Origin of the sequence: Paenibacillus sp. JJ-100, from assembly GCF_948329825.1 — a bacterium.
Taxonomy (GTDB): domain Bacteria; phylum Bacillota; class Bacilli; order Paenibacillales; family Paenibacillaceae; genus Paenibacillus.
Window position 1 is genome coordinate 125,013 of record NZ_CAOJCM010000001.1, and the last position, 17,148, is coordinate 142,160.

Annotated in this window: 16 protein-coding genes; 14 read left to right on the forward strand and 2 right to left on the reverse strand. The window is 44.3% G+C overall.

Going from position 1 to position 17,148, the window contains the following annotated elements:
- Positions 1–24 precede the first annotated feature (24 nt).
- From rpmI to PQG66_RS00720, 7 genes are all read left to right on the forward strand, one after another.
- On the forward strand, positions 25–225 hold the full coding sequence (rpmI, locus tag PQG66_RS00690) for a 50S ribosomal protein L35 (protein WP_062320217.1): 201 nt from the start codon (positions 25–27) through the stop codon (positions 223–225).
- Between the two features lie 78 nt (positions 226–303).
- Complete coding sequence (gene rplT / locus PQG66_RS00695; RefSeq protein ID WP_272034022.1) at positions 304–663, forward strand: 50S ribosomal protein L20; 360 nt, start codon at positions 304–306, stop codon at positions 661–663.
- A gap of 569 nt (positions 664–1,232) precedes the next feature.
- Positions 1,233–2,273, forward strand: coding sequence for a BMP family ABC transporter substrate-binding protein (locus PQG66_RS00700; RefSeq protein ID WP_272034023.1), 1,041 nt, complete (start codon positions 1,233–1,235; stop codon positions 2,271–2,273).
- Positions 2,274–2,466: 193 nt separating this feature from the next.
- Positions 2,467–4,005: an ABC transporter ATP-binding protein gene (locus PQG66_RS00705; RefSeq protein WP_272036387.1), complete on the forward strand. Its 1,539-nt coding sequence runs from the start codon at positions 2,467–2,469 to the stop codon at positions 4,003–4,005.
- Positions 3,998–5,077 (forward strand): ABC transporter permease, encoded by a 1,080-nt coding sequence (locus PQG66_RS00710; RefSeq protein WP_272034025.1) that lies wholly within the window; start codon positions 3,998–4,000, stop codon positions 5,075–5,077. The genes PQG66_RS00705 and PQG66_RS00710 overlap by 8 nt, the downstream gene beginning before the upstream one ends.
- Complete coding sequence (locus tag PQG66_RS00715) at positions 5,078–6,040, forward strand: ABC transporter permease (protein WP_272034027.1); 963 nt, start codon at positions 5,078–5,080, stop codon at positions 6,038–6,040.
- A gap of 177 nt (positions 6,041–6,217) precedes the next feature.
- Positions 6,218–6,592 (forward strand): hypothetical protein, encoded by a 375-nt coding sequence (locus tag PQG66_RS00720; RefSeq protein ID WP_272034029.1) that lies wholly within the window; start codon positions 6,218–6,220, stop codon positions 6,590–6,592.
- 6 nt (positions 6,593–6,598) lie between these two features.
- Here PQG66_RS00720 and PQG66_RS00725 read toward each other — a convergent pair whose 3' ends face one another.
- Positions 6,599–7,042, reverse strand: a complete 444-nt coding sequence (locus PQG66_RS00725; RefSeq protein WP_442955023.1) for a GNAT family N-acetyltransferase — start codon at positions 7,040–7,042, stop codon at positions 6,599–6,601.
- A 600-nt stretch (positions 7,043–7,642) separates the two neighbouring features.
- Here PQG66_RS00725 and ilvB point away from each other — a divergent pair.
- The 4 genes from ilvB (at position 7,643) to PQG66_RS00745 (ending at position 12,829) form a co-directional block, all read left to right on the forward strand.
- Positions 7,643–9,394, forward strand: a complete 1,752-nt coding sequence (gene ilvB / locus PQG66_RS00730) for a biosynthetic-type acetolactate synthase large subunit (protein WP_272034033.1) — start codon at positions 7,643–7,645, stop codon at positions 9,392–9,394.
- The gene (gene ilvN / locus PQG66_RS00735; RefSeq protein ID WP_272034035.1) at positions 9,391–9,873 is read left to right on the forward strand and encodes an acetolactate synthase small subunit; all 483 of its coding nucleotides are present in this window, start codon (positions 9,391–9,393) and stop codon (positions 9,871–9,873) included. Before ilvB ends, ilvN begins: the two co-directional genes overlap by 4 nt.
- A gap of 323 nt (positions 9,874–10,196) precedes the next feature.
- Complete coding sequence (gene ilvC / locus PQG66_RS00740) at positions 10,197–11,189, forward strand: ketol-acid reductoisomerase (RefSeq protein WP_272034038.1); 993 nt, start codon at positions 10,197–10,199, stop codon at positions 11,187–11,189.
- Between the two features lie 98 nt (positions 11,190–11,287).
- On the forward strand, positions 11,288–12,829 hold the full coding sequence (locus tag PQG66_RS00745; protein ID WP_272034040.1) for a 2-isopropylmalate synthase: 1,542 nt from the start codon (positions 11,288–11,290) through the stop codon (positions 12,827–12,829).
- Positions 12,830–13,030: 201 nt separating this feature from the next.
- Here PQG66_RS00745 and PQG66_RS00750 read toward each other — a convergent pair whose 3' ends face one another.
- A complete protein-coding gene (locus PQG66_RS00750; protein ID WP_272034043.1) occupies positions 13,031–14,011 on the reverse strand; it encodes an aldo/keto reductase in 981 nt (326 codons plus the stop codon).
- Positions 14,012–14,262: 251 nt separating this feature from the next.
- On the opposite strand from PQG66_RS00750, the gene leuB reads away from it, so the two are divergent.
- From leuB to PQG66_RS00765, 3 genes are all read left to right on the forward strand, one after another.
- Entirely contained in the window at positions 14,263–15,348 is a 1,086-nt protein-coding gene (leuB, locus tag PQG66_RS00755) for a 3-isopropylmalate dehydrogenase (protein ID WP_272034045.1), read from the forward strand.
- 344 nt (positions 15,349–15,692) lie between these two features.
- Complete coding sequence (locus tag PQG66_RS00760; RefSeq protein WP_272034047.1) at positions 15,693–16,232, forward strand: peroxiredoxin; 540 nt, start codon at positions 15,693–15,695, stop codon at positions 16,230–16,232.
- 354 nt (positions 16,233–16,586) lie between these two features.
- Positions 16,587–17,003, forward strand: coding sequence for a hypothetical protein (locus tag PQG66_RS00765; protein ID WP_272034049.1), 417 nt, complete (start codon positions 16,587–16,589; stop codon positions 17,001–17,003).
- Positions 17,004–17,148: the final 145 nt, after the last annotated feature.

A 17,148-nucleotide genomic window follows, 5' to 3' on the forward strand; every position in this document is an offset into this window, starting at 1 on the left:
TAACATTGAAGGAGGAAACACAACATGCCTAAAATGAAAACACACAGCAGTTTAAAAGGACGCTTCAAAATTACCGGTTCTGGTAAAGTCCTTCGTTACAAAGCACACAAAAACCACTTGCTTTCCCACAAATCTAAACGTGCTAAGCGCGTTCTGAACGGTAACCCGGTAATGGCAGCAGGTGACGTAAGACGTTTGAAACAAGGTTTGGCTAACTTGAAATAGTACATCTGTATGGGGGATCGGCTCAGGCCGTACACATATTACGGATACATTTAATATTTATTTGGGAGGTTCTTAAATATGGCAAGAGTAAAAGGCGGTTTTGTAGTACGTCGTCGTCATAAAAAGGTTTTGAAACTGGCAAAGGGTTATTTCGGTTCCAAACACCGCATTTTTAAAACAGCTAATGAGCAAGTAATGAAATCTTTGGTTTACGCATACCGTGACCGTCGCAACACAAAACGTAACTTCCGCAGACTGTGGATCGTTCGTATCAATGCTGCAGCACGTCAAAACGGATTGTCTTACAACAAACTGATTCATGGATTGAAACTTGCTGGAGTAGACATGAACCGTAAAATGTTGGCTGATCTGGCCGTTAACGACATCAACGCGTTCAACTCTTTGGCAACTGTAGCTAAAGGTAAAATCAACGCTTAAATCTGTATTTGCAAGCCGCCGTACTATGGCGGCTTTTTTTACGGAATGAAGAATAAGAATTTCATAGATAGACATCCTAGGCAAAACGTAGCAGCTTGAAATGAAATCTGACTGTGACTGCCGTTTGGTGAATTAAAATCAATGCTAATACATAAAATACGAACGGTGAAATAGTGCAAACAAAATGAGACTCCGGATCAGAAAATGGGATTTTGAGTAATGTTTTTGTTACACAACTTCACACAACTGTGACGTTACCCTGTTAAAACGTTGAATTGTTAAGCGCTTTCGACAAAAAAACCGAAAAAATAAATGGGCTTTGGCGATTATATATCTGGATTTTAACACTGGTTGATTGTATAATCACCTCTAGTAGGTCAGTCCTAAATTTTTCTTTTCGGGTCATAATGTTCGGTTTTTCGACAGATAAACGGAAGTTGTGTAGATAAGAATGAGCTTTTCATTTCAATAACCCATACATTCTGCTTCTCACCTTACTTGCTATCTGTTGATCCTTACCATGCAGACAAGATTTGAAAGGGACATATTATTAAGGGGGAAAAAGAGAAATGAAGAAAATGCTTAGCATGTCTCTCGTGATGTTGCTGGCAGTATCGGTTATGCTCGCAGGATGCGGAAGCAAACCGAAAGAAGAAACGAATGCCGGAGGAGACAACGGTGGAACATCCACTGAAGCGAAATCCGACCTCAAAATCGGTATGGTTACTGACGTAGGCGGCGTTAACGACAAGTCCTTTAACCAATCCGCTTGGGAAGCTCATCAAGCAACGGAAGCTGAAGCAGGTGTAGAAGTTAAATACTTGCAAAGTAAATCCGACGAAGAGTACATTCCAAACCTAAACGAATTTGTTAAAAATGGATATGATCTGACTTGGGGTATCGGTTTCCAATTGGCAGATGCCATCAAAAAAGTAGCTGAGCAAAATCCTGATTCCAAACTGGCGATTATTGACAGTGTAGTGGATTTACCTAACGTAAAATCCGTAACATTCGCTGAAGAAGAAGGCTCTTTCTTGGTTGGCGTTGTTGCTGGCCTGACAACAAAAACAAACAAAGTTGGTTTCGTTGGTGGTATGGAAGGTCCGCTGATCAAAAAGTTTGAAGTAGGCTTCAGAGAGGGCGTTAAGGCAGTAAATCCTAATGCTGAATTCATCTCAAACTACACAGGTGCTTTCGATAAGCCTGACCTGGGTAAAGCAGCAGCAGCGACAATGTACAACAAAGGTGTAGACATCATATTCCACGCTTCCGGTGCAACGGGTAATGGTGTGTTCAACGAAGCAATTGCTCGTAAGAAGCAAGGTCAAGATATATGGGTAATCGGTGTAGACAAAGACCAATCTCTGGAGTTTGGTGATGATGTAACATTGACTTCCATGATCAAGAAAGTAGATGAAGCAGTTAAACGCGTGAACAAAGAAGTCGTTGACGGTTCCTTCAAAGGCGGTTCCGAGAATCTGACGCTGAAAGAAAACGGCGTAGGTATTGCAGAAACTTCTACTAAAAATGTGAAACCTGACGTTTTGACTAAAGTTGAAGAATATAAAGAAAAAATTATTAACGGCGAGATCAAAGTGCCTACAGAGTAATAACGTAGAAAAATTGAATCTGCTGTAAATCATCATTGGGCCGGTCTTGACCGGCCTTGTGATTGTAAACAAAGGAACATTTGATCAAGCTATCATAACATTTGTACAGGTAGGTAAATTGTGCAGTAACGCTCCGGTAGGAGCTTTTCTTTCGTTTGCGGAACCACATTATATCAGTTATAAGGGTGATTACATGGGTGCAGCAACCCCCGTCGTTGAGTTGAAACAAATAACGAAGCGTTTCCCAGGCATTGTTGCCAACGACGCTATCAGCCTTCAGCTTCGTAAAGGTGAGATTCATGCCTTACTGGGTGAAAACGGTGCTGGTAAGTCAACATTGATGAACATAGTTTTTGGTCTCTACCAGCCGGATGAAGGTTCCATTGAAGTGAATGGTAAACCTGTCATCATCGACAGCCCAAACCGGGCAATCGATCTTGGCATCGGTATGGTGCATCAGCACTTTAAGCTTGTACAGCCGTTTACGGTAACAGAGAACATTATTTTGGGATCCGAGCCTAAGAAGGGTCTTAATATTAACTATAAAAAGGCCGCTGCTGAAGTACAACGTTTGTCCGAGCAGTATGGACTCAAAGTCAATCCGCATGCTAAAATTCATGATATTTCCGTGGGTATGCAGCAGCGTGTTGAGATTGTCAAAACATTGTATCGCGGTGCAGACATTCTGATCTTTGATGAGCCAACAGCGGTGCTTACACCACAAGAGATCAAAGAACTGATGGTGATCATGAAAAAACTTGTAGCAGAGGGCAAGTCGATTATTCTGATTACGCATAAGTTGAAAGAAATTATGGAGATTTCGGATACAGTAACGATTATTCGTCGTGGTAAAGTCATTGATTCCGTCAAAACATCAGAAACAAACCCGAATGAACTGGCAGAAAAGATGGTTGGACGTACTGTTACGTTTAAAGTGGATAAGAAGCCTGCAACGCCTGAAGCGAACGTGCTTGAGGTGAGTAAGTTGACGGTCAAAAACAAAGAAGGCATCGCAGTTCTGAACAATTTGAACTTGAATGTGCGTGCTGGTGAGATTGTTGGCATTGCGGGCGTTGACGGAAATGGACAAAGTGAATTGATTGAAGCTCTTACAGGTCTACGCAAAGTGGACAGCGGATCGATTCGCTTGCAAGGCAATGAGCTCTCCAACCATTCCCCTCGACATATTTCAGAGGCGGGAATTGCTCACATTCCAGAAGATAGACATAAACATGGACTTGTACTGGATTTTTCAGTGAGCGAAAATATTGTTTTGGAATCTTATTATAAAGAACCTTACACTCGGAAGGGTTTCCTGAACTTTGATGCAATAAAAAAACAGGCCAAGCGGCTTGTTGAAGCATTCGACGTACGTACGCCTAGCATTGAAACTAAAGCGCGTTCTCTTTCAGGAGGGAATCAGCAGAAAGCAATTATCGCCCGTGAGGTGGATAAAAACCCTGAATTGCTGATTGCAGCCCAACCGACTCGTGGTTTGGACGTTGGAGCGATCGAGTTCGTGCAAAAGCAATTGATAGCGCAGCGTGATCAGGGTAAAGCTGTTCTGCTCATTTCATTTGAACTGGATGAGATCATGAATGTTTCGGACCGTATAGCGGTTATCTACGAAGGGCAGATCGTAGGTGAGGTGCTGCCGGAAGAAACCAATGACAGGGAGCTCGGCTTGATGATGGCGGGCAGCACCCAAAAGAGAGGTACTGCGCATGAATAAAGTTTTAAAATGGTTTACACGCGATTCATTTATCTTGCCGATTGTGGCGATTTTGATGGGTCTCGTTCTCGGCGGAATTGTTATGCTGGTCGGCGGTTATAACCCGCTCGAGGCATATAGCGCATTATTTAAAAAGGTATTTGGTGATATGTACAACTTCGGTGAAGCTGTAAGGGAAATGACTCCGCTCATTATGACGGGGCTTGCATTTGCCTTTGCTGCTCGCGCCGGACTGTTTAATATCGGGGGAGAAGGACAGTTTCTCGTAGGGATGACAGCGGCTACCTTTGTTGGTGTTAAATTTGCAGGTTTGCCAATCTATATTCACGCACCGCTAGCTTTAATTGCGGGAGCGGTATTTGGCGGGCTTTGGGCTGCGATTGCAGGTTATTTGAAGGCAACTCGTGGAGTAAACGAAGTCATCAGCAGTATTATGCTGAACTGGATCGGGTTATATTTAGCTAATCTGATTGTTAGGCAGTTTCTTCTGCTGCAGGGTGAAAATCGCTCTGTAAATATTAGCGACTCTGCTTCGATCAGTCTGACTTGGCTTTCTGAATTGATGGGTAATTCCCGAGTTCACTTGGGAACTTTGATTGCAATTGTTATAGCTGTACTGTTTTATATTTACATGTGGAAAACCAAACAGGGCTTCGAGATTCGTGCTGTAGGTTATAACCCGAATGCAGCAGAATATGCGGGTATGCATGTTAACCGGAATATTGTCAAAGCGATGTTTATAAGTGGTATGCTTGCAGGTCTCGGCGGGGCGTTCCAGGTACTTGGAGTGTTTCAATACCAAACGGTAATGTCAGGCTCGCCAGGTACTGGTTTTGACGGTATTGCGGTTGCCTTGATCGGTCTGAATCATCCGTTTGGAGTGCTGCTCGGTGCGCTGCTCTTTGGTACGCTCACATACGGTTCAGCAGGTATGAGCTTTGCTGCGGATGTACCACCTGAGATTATTCGGATTGTCATCGGTTCGATTATCTTCTTCATTGCTGCACAAGGCATCGTGCGCTGGGTACTTAAACCGTTCTATTCCAAGCGCAAGAAAGAGAAGGTGTTGTAGATGGACTTGTTGACAATCGGGCAAATTATCAATACGACGCTTGTCTTTGCTACGGCATTGATTTTTGCTTCCCTCGGCGGGATTTTCTCGGAAAAATCAGGGGTGACGAACCTCGGACTTGAAGGTTTCATGGTGTTTGGTGCTTTTGCAGCAGGTATCGGTGCTCACTATGCGCAAGAAGCGGGTATGGATGGTACAACATCAGCCTGGATGGGGGTATTGCTTGCGATTGTTCTTGGTGTGCTTGTTTCACTTATCCATGCTGTGGCATCCATTACGTTTAAAGCGGATCAGATTATCAGTGGTATCGTAATTAACTTTTTGGCAGCAGGAAGTACATTGTATCTTGTAAAACTGCTGTTCGAAGGTTCGGGTGATTCACCTTTGGTACAGGGATTCAACAAATTTAATGTGCCGTTTCTGGAAGATATTCCGTTGCTTGGAGAAGCATTTTTCAAAAATATGTATCCAACAACCTATCTGGCTATTTTGTTTGTTTTCCTGACCTATTACATTTTGTTTAAAACACCGTTTGGCTTGCGTCTACGCTCTGTTGGTGAACATCCAAGTGCGGCAGATTCAGTGGGTGTTAAAGTGCGTCGTTATCGTTATGTTGCGGTTATGATCAGTGGTGCGCTTGCAGCTATTGGTGGTGCAGCAATTACACTAACAACGACTGGCACATTCTCACACAATACGGTTTCCGGTCAAGGTTATATCGCCATTGCAGCAATGATCTTTGGTAAATGGAATCCGATCGGTGCTTTTGGTGCAGCTGTATTCTTCGGTTTCTCTCAAGCAATTCGGAACTATGTGCAGCTGTTCGAATGGACACAAAGTATTCCCCAGGAAATTATCTACATGCTGCCTTATTTACTGACCCTTATTGTACTTGTAGCCGCTGTGGGACGCTCTTCTGCTCCTTCTGCACTCGGTGAACCGTATGATCCTGGTAAAAGATAATAAAAGAATACTACAATTTCGTATGAACAAATGTTACTTAAAAGGTCCGCATCTATGCGGGCCTTTTTTGTTTTTCTCCGCTCAAAGTACCCAACTTTTTCGGTAGGGACAAAGAAACAGGCCAATCGAGTGGTGGACGAATACACTGTTTTGAATGATCCGAGGAGGAGGGATACAATGAGAAAGCATGTTACGCGTACAGAAGCGATGAAACTTATAGGGAAAAATATTGTGGCGTTTAAAAAAGATGGTACTCGGGTTACGGGGAAGTTATTGAAAGTATCAGGTGACAAACTGGTTCTCAAACGAATTGGCGGGAAAAAAGTACGTACCAAAGCAATTTTACCTCTAGTATTGTTTGACCTGCTAGCGATTGCCACATTGCCTTACGCCTACGGGCCAGGCCCGGGATTTGGCCCAGGTTATGGCCCAGGTCCGAAACATGGATATGGCCCAGGATATAGCCCGGGTTATGGTCCTGGACCAGGATACGGCCCAGGGCCAGGATACGGTCCTTATGGTCCTGGACCGCGACCTCCAGGATTTTTCTAGAAGTAGCTAGAGTCTTTTTTCCATTTCATAGCAACGGCTGACCATAATATATCTGAGTACTTGATATCCATTTTTTTGATAAAATTCCGTTCCTTTGATGTTTCCTTCATCTACCATGACTTTGGACTTTTTGCAGCCCCGGGATACTGCGAAACTCTCTGCTCTCTGCAATAATGTCTGTCCGTGACGTTTGCGCTGCTCTCTCGTACTCACGGCCATCATATCCACATAGAGCAGCTCACCATGCATGAGAAAATGAATGAATGCGATAGCAGCTTGATCAGGCTCCGGTGAGATTACAAAAGTCATGCCCCTGTTCATCCGCAGGGGTATTTCTTTGCGTATTTTATGGATTTCTTTCTCACTCATATGGGATAAAGGAACAAGCTGCGTGTCAATCAGTCTCATAATTGCACTGTCATCAAGTTTGGATGAACGCTGCCGAATAATCATGCGGAGCCTCCTTTCAGGACCGGTCGTGCGGCCTGTATATCCTATGCCTGAAGCGAGATAAAAGGTGACTAGATGAAGGTCTGGGACTTGAGCAATTATAGATTGCAACGTTCAGTTAGAAGTTGCTCTGCACATTTTTATAAAAAACAGGTATTGACTTATCGGTTAGAGGAATCATATAATGTTCCTAACATTTAACGAGAATATTATATCGGCTATGAAGAGGACGAAGTTTTAAGGGCTCTTTTGCTCAGAGAGTGGATGGATTTGCTGAGACCACCACCATTACCCCTTATATACGAGCTCACCTCGGAGCTGTTTTCCTGAAAAGCACGAATCGTCAAATTCATGCGTATTAGGGAAAATCGCAAGTCTGCGTTATAGACAACAGGTATGGGAGACGACTATGTTCGTTTGGACATCGTTTTGTTATACCTGGTAAGGTCCGTGATTGCGAAATTTCGGACAAAGTTGGGTGGTACCACGGAAGCGATAACCTTTCGTCCCTCGCAAGCATGAACTTGTTTGCAGGGATGGAAGGTTTTTTTTGTAACTTTGAATGTCAGAATGGTGTAAATTCCGAGGGGAGGATGACTGATGGGAACTCAAATTCCAGAGGTACGATCGACAGATGAATTACGTGAAAAATGGATGAAGCCGGAGGTCATTAGCGGTTCCGAGATTCTGCTGAGAAGTTTGTTGCTTGAAGGTGTGGACTGTGTCTTCGGTTATCCAGGCGGTGCGGTGCTCTACATTTACGATGCGATGTATGGTTTTGATGATTTCAAACACGTATTGACTCGTCACGAGCAAGGTGCCATTCACGCAGCTGATGGTTATGCACGTGCGAGTGGTAAAGTAGGAGTTTGTATCGCAACTTCTGGTCCGGGTGCAACAAACCTTGTTACAGGGATCGCAACTGCGTATATGGATTCCGTACCATTGGTTGTTATTACAGGTAATGTCGTATCAAGCCTTATTGGTTCGGATGCTTTTCAGGAAGCAGATATTACGGGGATCACCATGCCGATCACTAAACATAGTTATCTCGTAAAAGATGTAAAAGATCTGCCGGGAATCATCCATGAAGCATTTCACATTGCAAATACCGGACGTAAAGGACCTGTACTGATCGATATTCCAAAAGATGTATCGGCAAATAAAACGTTGTTTGAACCGAGCACTGAACCTGTTATATTGAGAGGGTACAATCCAACAACAGTTCCTAACAAATTACAGATAGATCGTCTGGCACAGGCGATTCAGGAAGCGGAACGTCCAATGATCATCGCAGGTGGCGGTGTCGTATACTCGGGCGGACACGAAGCACTCTTCGAGTTTGTTGAGAAAACAGGCATTCCGATTACGACGACTCTTCTTGGACTTGGCGCTTTTCCGAGTGGTCATGAACTTTGGACAGGGATGCCGGGAATGCATGGAACATACACTTCCAATATGGCAATTCAAAAATCGGATCTGTTGATTAACATTGGAGCACGATTCGATGACCGGGTTACAGGCAAGCTTGACGGTTTTGCACCGAATGCAAAAATCGTTCATATCGATATCGATCCTGCAGAGATTGGCAAAAATATTGCAACAGATATTCCAATTGTTGGTGATGTGAAAACAGTGCTAGAGATTGCCAACCAGGAAGTTCAGCGTGCTGAACGTGCTGATGCATGGCGCGATCAGATCAAACAATGGAAACAAGAGAAACCATACAGCTACACCGATTCAGACGATGTGTTGAAACCACAGTGGGTCGTTGAACTATTGAACGATACAACCAAGGGGGAAGCCATTGTAACAACTGATGTTGGTCAACATCAGATGTGGGCGGCTCAATACTACAAGTTCAATCAACCACGCTCCTGGGTCACTTCAGGTGGACTTGGCACAATGGGATTCGGATTCCCTTCAGCAATCGGTGCACAAATGGCTAATCCGGATCGACTGGTTATCTCTATCAACGGTGACGGTGGAATGCAGATGTGTTCACAGGAACTAGCGATCTGTGCGATTAATAACATTCCGGTCAAAATCGTAATTATTAACAATGAAGTGCTAGGCATGGTTCGCCAGTGGCAGGAACTTATTTACGAAAATCGCTATAGTCACATCGATTTGGCTGGAAGTCCTGACTTTGTGAAATTGGCTGAAGCTTATGGCGTTAAGGGACTTCGGGCGACTAACAAAGAAGAAGCAGAGCGTGTATGGCAGGAGGCTTTGGATACTCCGGGACCTGTCGTTGTAGAATTTGTTGTACGCAAGGATGAAAATGTATATCCAATGGTTCCACAAGGTGCAACTATCGATCAAATGCTGATGGGGGATGCTGAAGAATGATAAGACATACCATTTCAATATTAGTTAATGACCAGCCAGGCGTCCTCCAGCGAGTATCCGGATTGTTTGGTCGACGTGGATATAACATCGAGAGTATTACGGTGGGTCAATCTGAAGAGCCTGGACTTTCCCGTATGGTTATTGTTACGATTGGTGACGACAAAACGGTGGAACAGATTGAGAAACAACTGTACAAAATTATCGATGTCATCAAGGTAGTTGACTTTAGTCTGAAACCGATGGTTGCACGAGAACTTGCACTGATCAAGGTGAAAGCTGAACCCTCCGAACGCCCGGAAATTTTGGGTGTGGTGGAAACATTCCGTGCATCGGTTGTCGATGTAGGCCCGGCAAGTTTGATGGTACAGGCGGTTGGTGATACGGATAAAATCGATGCAATGATCGAATTGCTCAAGCCATATGGCATTCGTGAATTGTCTCGTACAGGTGTAACTGCATTAGTACGGGGAAACGCATAGAGTTATAATGAAACCATGATGGGCCATAAACATGAACGCAATGATAGACTTGTGATAATGTACAGTTATCGTAAGTTAATTGTTAAGTGAATGGAAAGTGTCAGTCCTATAACTGCTATAAAGTAACATTTTAGTGATGTAACGCTTGAAAAGAAAGCCACATCCCCGCATTAACGAGCGGGTGTCTGAACGGATTGGAACATGTGCAGCGGTATCAGCATCGATCAGCTGTTTTCTTACCAATATGCGGTAAATATCTCAGTCCATTGAGACACCCGCTCATTAATGAAGGGTTCTTTACAATACAAAGGAGGACTTATAACATGCCAGTAACTACTTATTATGAACAGGATGCAGAGCTTAGCGTATTGAAAGGAAAAACGATCGCGGTGATCGGATATGGTAGCCAAGGTCATGCTCAAGCACAAAACTTGCGTGACAGTGGATTAAACGTAGTCATCGGACTTCGCGAAGGTAAATCGTTTGACGCAGCTAAAAATGATGGGTTTGAAGTATTGTCACCGGCTGAAGCAACTAGCCGTGCAGATGTTGTTCAAATCTTGCTGCCTGACGAAACACAAGCTTCTGTATACAAGAACGAAATCGAACCAAATCTGAAAGAAGGCGCAGCATTGCTCTTCTCACACGGTTTCAACGTTCATTTCGGACAAATCGTTCCTCCAAAAAACAGCGATGTATTGCTGGTAGCTCCTAAGTCTCCTGGTCACATGGTACGTCGTACCTACGTGGAAGGATTCGGTGTTCCTGGTCTGATCGCAATCGAGCAGGATGCAACAGGCAAAGCGAAAGAAATTGGTTTGGCTTATGCAAAAGGTATCGGTTGTACTCGCGCGGGCGTTATCGAAACTTCCTTCCGTGAAGAAACAGAAACAGACTTGTTCGGTGAGCAAGCGGTTCTGTGTGGCGGTGTAAGTGCCCTCGTTAAAGCTGGCTTCGAAACGTTGACTGAAGCTGGTTATGCTCCAGAAATGGCATATTTTGAGTGTCTGCACGAATTGAAACTGATCGTTGACATGATGTATGAAGGCGGTCTTGCAAGTATGCGTGATTCGATCAGTAACACAGCGGAGTACGGTGACTATGTAACTGGACCACGCGTAGTAACTGAAGATACGAAGAAAGCAATGAAAGAAGTGTTGACGGATATCCAGCAAGGTAAATTCGCACGTGACTTTATCCTGGAAAACCAATCTGGTCGTGCATTCCTGACTGCAACACGCCGCAACGAAGCTGAACACCCAATCGAAGTGGTTGGCGGACAATTGCGTGAAATGATGCACTGGATCAAGAAGTAAGTAACAACTTACAGCGTGAATTGGAAATAGCGGCCGTGCTTATGCGTGAGCCGCTATTCTGATATTCAGGGACCAATAATGAGCAGGAGGTGCGAGGAATGCGTAAAATCTATGTGTTTGACACAACACTGCGTGATGGAGAGCAATCTCCAGGAGTCAATCTGAACACTCGAGAAAAGGTGGAGATTGCCCATCAATTAGAGCGACTTGGCATTGACCGGATGGAAGCAGGTTTTCCAGCGGCATCTCCAGGGGACTTGGCAGCAGTCAACGCTGTAGCGAAAGCGGTAAAAAATATAACGGTAATTGGCTTGTCCCGCTCCAGAGAGCAGGATATTGATGCGGTGAAGGAAGCTCTGAAGGGTGCACAGGATCCGTGTATTCATGTATTTTTGGCCACTTCACCAATTCATCGTCAGCACAAGCTGCGTATGGACAAAGGACAGGTGCTGGATACGGCACGCTCTGCAATCCGTTATGCCAAAAAGACGTTTTCGAAGATCGAGTTTTCTTTGGAGGATGCGGGACGTACCGAATATGATTTCCTTGTGGAAATGGTGAATATGGCGGTTGAAGAAGGTGCTTCAGTTGTTAATATTCCGGATACAGTTGGCTATCTGAGCCCGTATGAATACGGTAATATTTTCAAACACTTGAAAGAAAATGTTCACAACATTGATAAAGTTCAGCTGAGTGCACACTGTCATAATGATCTTGGCATGGCGACAGCCAATACACTGGCGGCTATACTGAACGGTGCCGATCAGATTGAAGGAACGATCAATGGTATTGGAGAACGCGCAGGCAATACAGCTATTGAAGAAATTGCGATGGCACTGGAGACACGTCAGGAGTTTTTCCAGGCGAAAACCACATTGCAATTGTCAGAGATCGCTCGTACCAGCCGTTTGGTTAGCCGTTTGACGGGGATGGTTGTCCCTGGGAACAAAGCGATTGTTGGTGCAAATGCCTTCGCTCATGAATCGGGTATTCACCAAGATGGTATGTTGAAGGAAAAAACAACCTACGAGATTATGACTCCAGAAACGATCGGTCTGAAAGAGAGCAAGCTGGTGCTTGGTAAACATTCTGGACGCCATGCATTCCGGGAGCGCTTAATTGACCTCGGCTATGAACTGGAAGAAGAGGCATTGAACCGGGCTTTTGCTCAATTTAAAGATTTAGCAGACAAGAAAAAAGAAGTTACCGATGATGATCTGCTTGCCGTAATTGAAGAAAAATTGCAGGACGCACCTGAAGTGTATAAACTGGAATCCATCTTTGTAACGTATGGTGATGAATCGGTGCCTACAGCTAAGGTCCGCATTGCCAAACTGGATGGGGAAACGGTGGAAAAACAGGCTGAAGGTAACGGTTCAGTAGATGCGATCTATAATGCTATTGATCAGGTTAGCGGGGAAGAGGTCACGCTGTCAGACTATTCCATTAAATCGGTAACACACGGAAAAGATGCGCTTGGTGAAGTACATGTCGTACTTACACAGAATCAAGTTTCGGTTCAAGGACGTGGTGTAAGCACAGATATTCTTGGTGCGAGTGCTCGTGCGTATGTAGACGGTCTCAACCAATTGATTGAGAAACGCAAAACCTACACAAACCGTGTAAATGTTAATTTGTAGATAAACACGGCGTGTTAGTAGAACTAATTCTTAAACATGCGAACATACTAACTAGTCCGAGATCCTAAATTTGCACCACTTAAAAAGTCTGACCCCTTAAAATGAACTGCCGATGTAGTGTGGATAATGTAACAGCTCTATACTACACGGATCGTTCAGAAGGAGTCAGACTTTTTCATTTTTAAGTAATGGTATTTTTCTCTACCACGCGTATGCGTTAGGAGCGTGTCCACCAGGACCCGGGAATATCTCATCCAAACGTCGGAGTGTGGATTCATCCAGCGTAAGGTCGAGGCATTTCAATGCAGTCTCGAATTGCTCCAATGTACGTGGACCAATGATGGGTGCAGTTACAGCTGGGTTGGCAGCTACCCAGGCAAGGGCAACCGTATCCTGCGGCTCACCAAGATCACGGCAAAGCGAAGCAAAATCTTCAAGCTGAGCCTGATGGCGCTCAATTCGCTCTGCGATTCCTCCACTGCGCGTTCCTTCCATTTTCTGCAATGCATTACGTCCCAACAATCCACCATCCAGCGGGCTCCATGGAATGATACCGAGTCCCAGCGCTTGAGCAGCTGGCAATACTTCCAGTTCAGGGAGACGGCAGTTAAGGCTATATTTGTGCTGCTCGGATACTAGGCCAAGGAAATGACGATTTTTTGCTTCACTCTGGGCTATGGCGATCTGCCAAGCTGCAAAATTGCTGGAGCCGACATATCCGATTTTTCCTTGATGTACTGCATGTTCGAAGGCCCCCCACAGCTCGTCCCACGTTACGGCTGGATCGACATGGTGCATCTGGTACAACTCGATATGATCCGTTTGAAGACGCTGTAGAGAACCATCCAGGTGACGTCTGATTTTATATGCGGAGAGACCTGCTTCGTTATTCGGGCCATCTTTTTCATCATGCATGGAACCATAGACTTTCGTGGCGAGTACAACTTTTTCGCGCCGGCCGCCGCCTTGTTTGAACCAGCGACCTATGATCTCCTCTGTTAAACCGGAATTTTCACCCCAGCCGTAAATGTTAGCGGTATCAAAAAAGTTTACGCCAGCATCCAGAGCTGCATCCATAATGCGAAACGCCTCTTTCTCATCCGTAGCCGGTCCAAAATTCATCGTTCCAAGACAAATGCGACTGACTTTAAGTCCAGATTTACCCAAATACGAATATTGCATGGTCAACATCCCTCCAGCATATCTGATTTAATTTCAGGTATATTTTACCTTAACAAGCTTTAACGAACAACTCGAAAGGCTTGGGCTTTTCCGCTTATAGGTAAAAACTATCAAAGTCATAGATTGTATATCTTGGTCAAATGACCTTGGAATATGATACAAAGAAGAGAGTTATTGATGAGACGATGCTTTTCGCACAAACATCCAAATTAGCAGTGAAGTATAGAGTGAAGATGAGGAGTGGACAACCAATGGCAGACGTGAAAAAAATTGCAGTTATCGCAGGTGATGGAATCGGTCCTGAAGTTGTGGCTGAGGCAGAGAAAGTATTGAAACGTACGGAAGAAGTATTCGGTTATCGATTCGAAACCGAGCATGCACTCTTTGGGGGTATTGCGATTGACGAGAAGGGAACACCGCTTCCAGACGAAACATTGACTGTATGTAAGAATGCAGATGCAGTATTGCTTGGCGCAGTAGGTGGACCAAAATGGGACAACAATAGCAAAGAGCTGCGTCCTGAAACAGGGTTGCTCGGTATTCGCAAAGCGCTTGGGTTATTCTCTAACCTGCGCCCAGCTGTTGTGTTTGATTGTCTGAAAGACGCATCTACACTTAAACCGGAAGTGCTTGAAGGTACAGACCTTATGGTTGTTCGTGAACTGACAGGCGGCATTTATTTTGGAGAGAAGTTCAGACGTGAAAGTGCTCAGGGTGAAGAGGCTGTTGATACTTGTGCTTACAATGTAGCAGAAGTAGAGCGCATCGTGCGCCAAGCGTTCGAGATTGCTCAGGGACGCCGCAAGAAATTGGCTTCCGTTGACAAAGCTAACGTGCTGGAAACGTCCCGCCTCTGGCGTGAGGTAGTGAATCGCGTAGCTCCGGATTACCCGGATGTCGAACTGGAGCATGTACTTGTAGACAATTGCGCGATGCAATTGCTACGTCGTCCGGCAAGCTTTGATGTCATTGTAACGGAAAATATGTTTGGTGACATTCTGAGTGATGAAGCAGCAATGCTGACAGGTTCCATCGGTATGCTGGCTTCTGCATCACTGGGTGAAGGCAGCTTCGGCTTGTACGAACCTGTACACGGGTCTGCACCGGATATTGCCGGTCAAGGATTGGCCAACCCGATTGCGACTATTCTCTCGTTGGCATTGATGTTCCGTACAACATTTGGATATGCGGAAGGTGCTGATGCGATTGAAGAGGCGGTAGCAAATGTCCTGAATGCAGGACACCGTACAAGTGATATCGCTGTTGACAAGAGTACAGCGATCAGCACTACTGAGATGGGCGATTTGATCGTCGCTGCCATTCAGAAAAAGGCATAAATTCTAGTTACTATCTTCATATATTAACGATCACGGATTATAACTCCCTGTGATTGCATAAGAAACAGCCCTTTGATGCCCATAGTTGACCGTCTCGTGGTTTCTATAGTGCAAGATACAGAGGGCTGTTTTATGTTATTTTGACAATAAAATTTCTTATTTATAATAATTATAAAAAAATAATCTTTATAATCTTGACTTTGCGAAGTGTGGATGATAACATTTTATTAGTACTTGAGAACAAGTATCAAATTGTTTAATGACAGGACAAGCACTAGTGTGTATCCTGATGATGAGCAATCCATATGGTTGCTTACATAATCTCAAAGGAGGAATTTTTAGTTATGGCAGAACGTTTGGTTGGTAGACCAGCACCAGATTTCGCAATGGAAACAGTATCAGGAGATGGACAAGATTTTGGTTCCGTTAAGCTGTCGGATTACCGTGGAAAATGGCTCGTATTCTTCTTTTATCCTTTGGACTTCACTTTTGTGTGCCCAACTGAAATCACAGCTTTGAGCGATGCTGCTGAGCAATTCAAAGCTTTGGATACAGAAATTCTTGGCGTGAGCGTAGACTCCGTGCACAGCCACAAAGCATGGATCAACACACCAAAAGACAGCAACGGTCTTGGACAATTGAACTTCCCACTCGCTTCTGATATCACGAAGCAAGTGGCTAAAGATTATGGCGTTCTGATCGAAGAAGAGGGCGTAGCATTGCGCGGTCTGTTCATCATCGATCCAGAAGGCGAATTGAAATACCAAGTAGTCAACCACAACGATGTAGGTCGCAGTGTTGAAGAGACACTTCGTGTACTGCAAGCACTTCAATCCGGCGGATTGTGTGCAATGAACTGGAAACCAGGCGACAGCAACCTGTAAGGTCGGGTTTACTTGAACGGTTGATGTTTAAGCCCTCATCCCATTCGGGATGAGGGCTTTTTGCAACCTTTTACCATAAAAAGACGTTTACTTAGTATAGGTGTTTGAACAAGCTCTGAGGCGTGTTAATAATGTATTAGAAGAATGCATTCTTTTTTTATAAGAGGAAAAAGGAATTGAAGGCTTGTAAGGCGAATAGGGTATGGGAACCCGGTAAATATTACGCGGTGATCCACATTTATATTTTGGTTATGAATATGATACAATGTCTGAACGATTCCCTTTCGGAAGTTTTGAAGTGCACGGGATATGGAATGGATACATCCTGGCACCTAATAAGGAGGGTGAACAAAAATGAGTTACTGTTGTGGGGCAAGTATGGTAGGAACGAAGGGAACGCTGAAGCATTACCGCACCCAGGTTCATAATGTTCCCCTGCTGTTTTGTCCGGTATGTCACCGGGTTGAGGTGCATTACAAGGTCGAAAATGAATACGAGATTCTTGCAGAGTATGCACATGGTGATGGGGCTTCTGAAATTGATTTTCAAGATTATGTGACTGAAGACGAGGATGCCATCTTCGAAAACTGCATCAATCGCGAAAGTGAAGATGCGATGGTGATCGTCCAACGTCAGATCGACATGTCACTGGATTTGCTAAGACTCGCCAAAGAAATGAAAGATGAGAAATGGGAGAGCGAATTGAAACGCCGACTTGCTGTCATGAGTCAACGAAAATTGAAAATTCAGCATAACAAGACGGGGCTATAGATTGCAGTTAAGATGTTCGATACAAACGAAAATTACTAAAAATTACTAAACGAAGCTGATTCTTCATTAGGATGAGGAGGCTTCGTTTTTTTATATATTTTAAACATTTTTTTGTATTTTTTGCAAAAAAATTTCCATTCGACAC

Excerpts from the sequence above, each read along its gene's own strand:
- rpmI (WP_062320217.1), top strand. The coding sequence starts at position 25 with ATGCCTAAAATGAAAACACACAGCAGTTTAAAAGGACGCTTCAAAATT.
- rplT (WP_272034022.1), top strand. The coding sequence starts at position 304 with ATGGCAAGAGTAAAAGGCGGTTTTGTAGTACGTCGTCGTCATAAAAAG.
- PQG66_RS00700 (WP_272034023.1), top strand. The coding sequence starts at position 1,233 with ATGAAGAAAATGCTTAGCATGTCTCTCGTGATGTTGCTGGCAGTATCG.
- PQG66_RS00705 (WP_272036387.1), top strand. The coding sequence starts at position 2,467 with ATGGGTGCAGCAACCCCCGTCGTTGAGTTGAAACAAATAACGAAGCGT.
- PQG66_RS00710 (WP_272034025.1), top strand. The coding sequence starts at position 3,998 with ATGAATAAAGTTTTAAAATGGTTTACACGCGATTCATTTATCTTGCCG.
- PQG66_RS00715 (WP_272034027.1), top strand. The coding sequence starts at position 5,078 with ATGGACTTGTTGACAATCGGGCAAATTATCAATACGACGCTTGTCTTT.
- PQG66_RS00720 (WP_272034029.1), top strand. The coding sequence starts at position 6,218 with ATGAGAAAGCATGTTACGCGTACAGAAGCGATGAAACTTATAGGGAAA.
- ilvB (WP_272034033.1), top strand. The coding sequence starts at position 7,643 with ATGGGAACTCAAATTCCAGAGGTACGATCGACAGATGAATTACGTGAA.
- ilvN (WP_272034035.1), top strand. The coding sequence starts at position 9,391 with ATGATAAGACATACCATTTCAATATTAGTTAATGACCAGCCAGGCGTC.
- ilvC (WP_272034038.1), top strand. The coding sequence starts at position 10,197 with ATGCCAGTAACTACTTATTATGAACAGGATGCAGAGCTTAGCGTATTG.
- PQG66_RS00745 (WP_272034040.1), top strand. The coding sequence starts at position 11,288 with ATGCGTAAAATCTATGTGTTTGACACAACACTGCGTGATGGAGAGCAA.
- PQG66_RS00750 (WP_272034043.1), bottom strand. The coding sequence starts at position 14,011 with ATGCAATATTCGTATTTGGGTAAATCTGGACTTAAAGTCAGTCGCATT.
- leuB (WP_272034045.1), top strand. The coding sequence starts at position 14,263 with ATGGCAGACGTGAAAAAAATTGCAGTTATCGCAGGTGATGGAATCGGT.
- PQG66_RS00760 (WP_272034047.1), top strand. The coding sequence starts at position 15,693 with ATGGCAGAACGTTTGGTTGGTAGACCAGCACCAGATTTCGCAATGGAA.
- PQG66_RS00765 (WP_272034049.1), top strand. The coding sequence starts at position 16,587 with ATGAGTTACTGTTGTGGGGCAAGTATGGTAGGAACGAAGGGAACGCTG.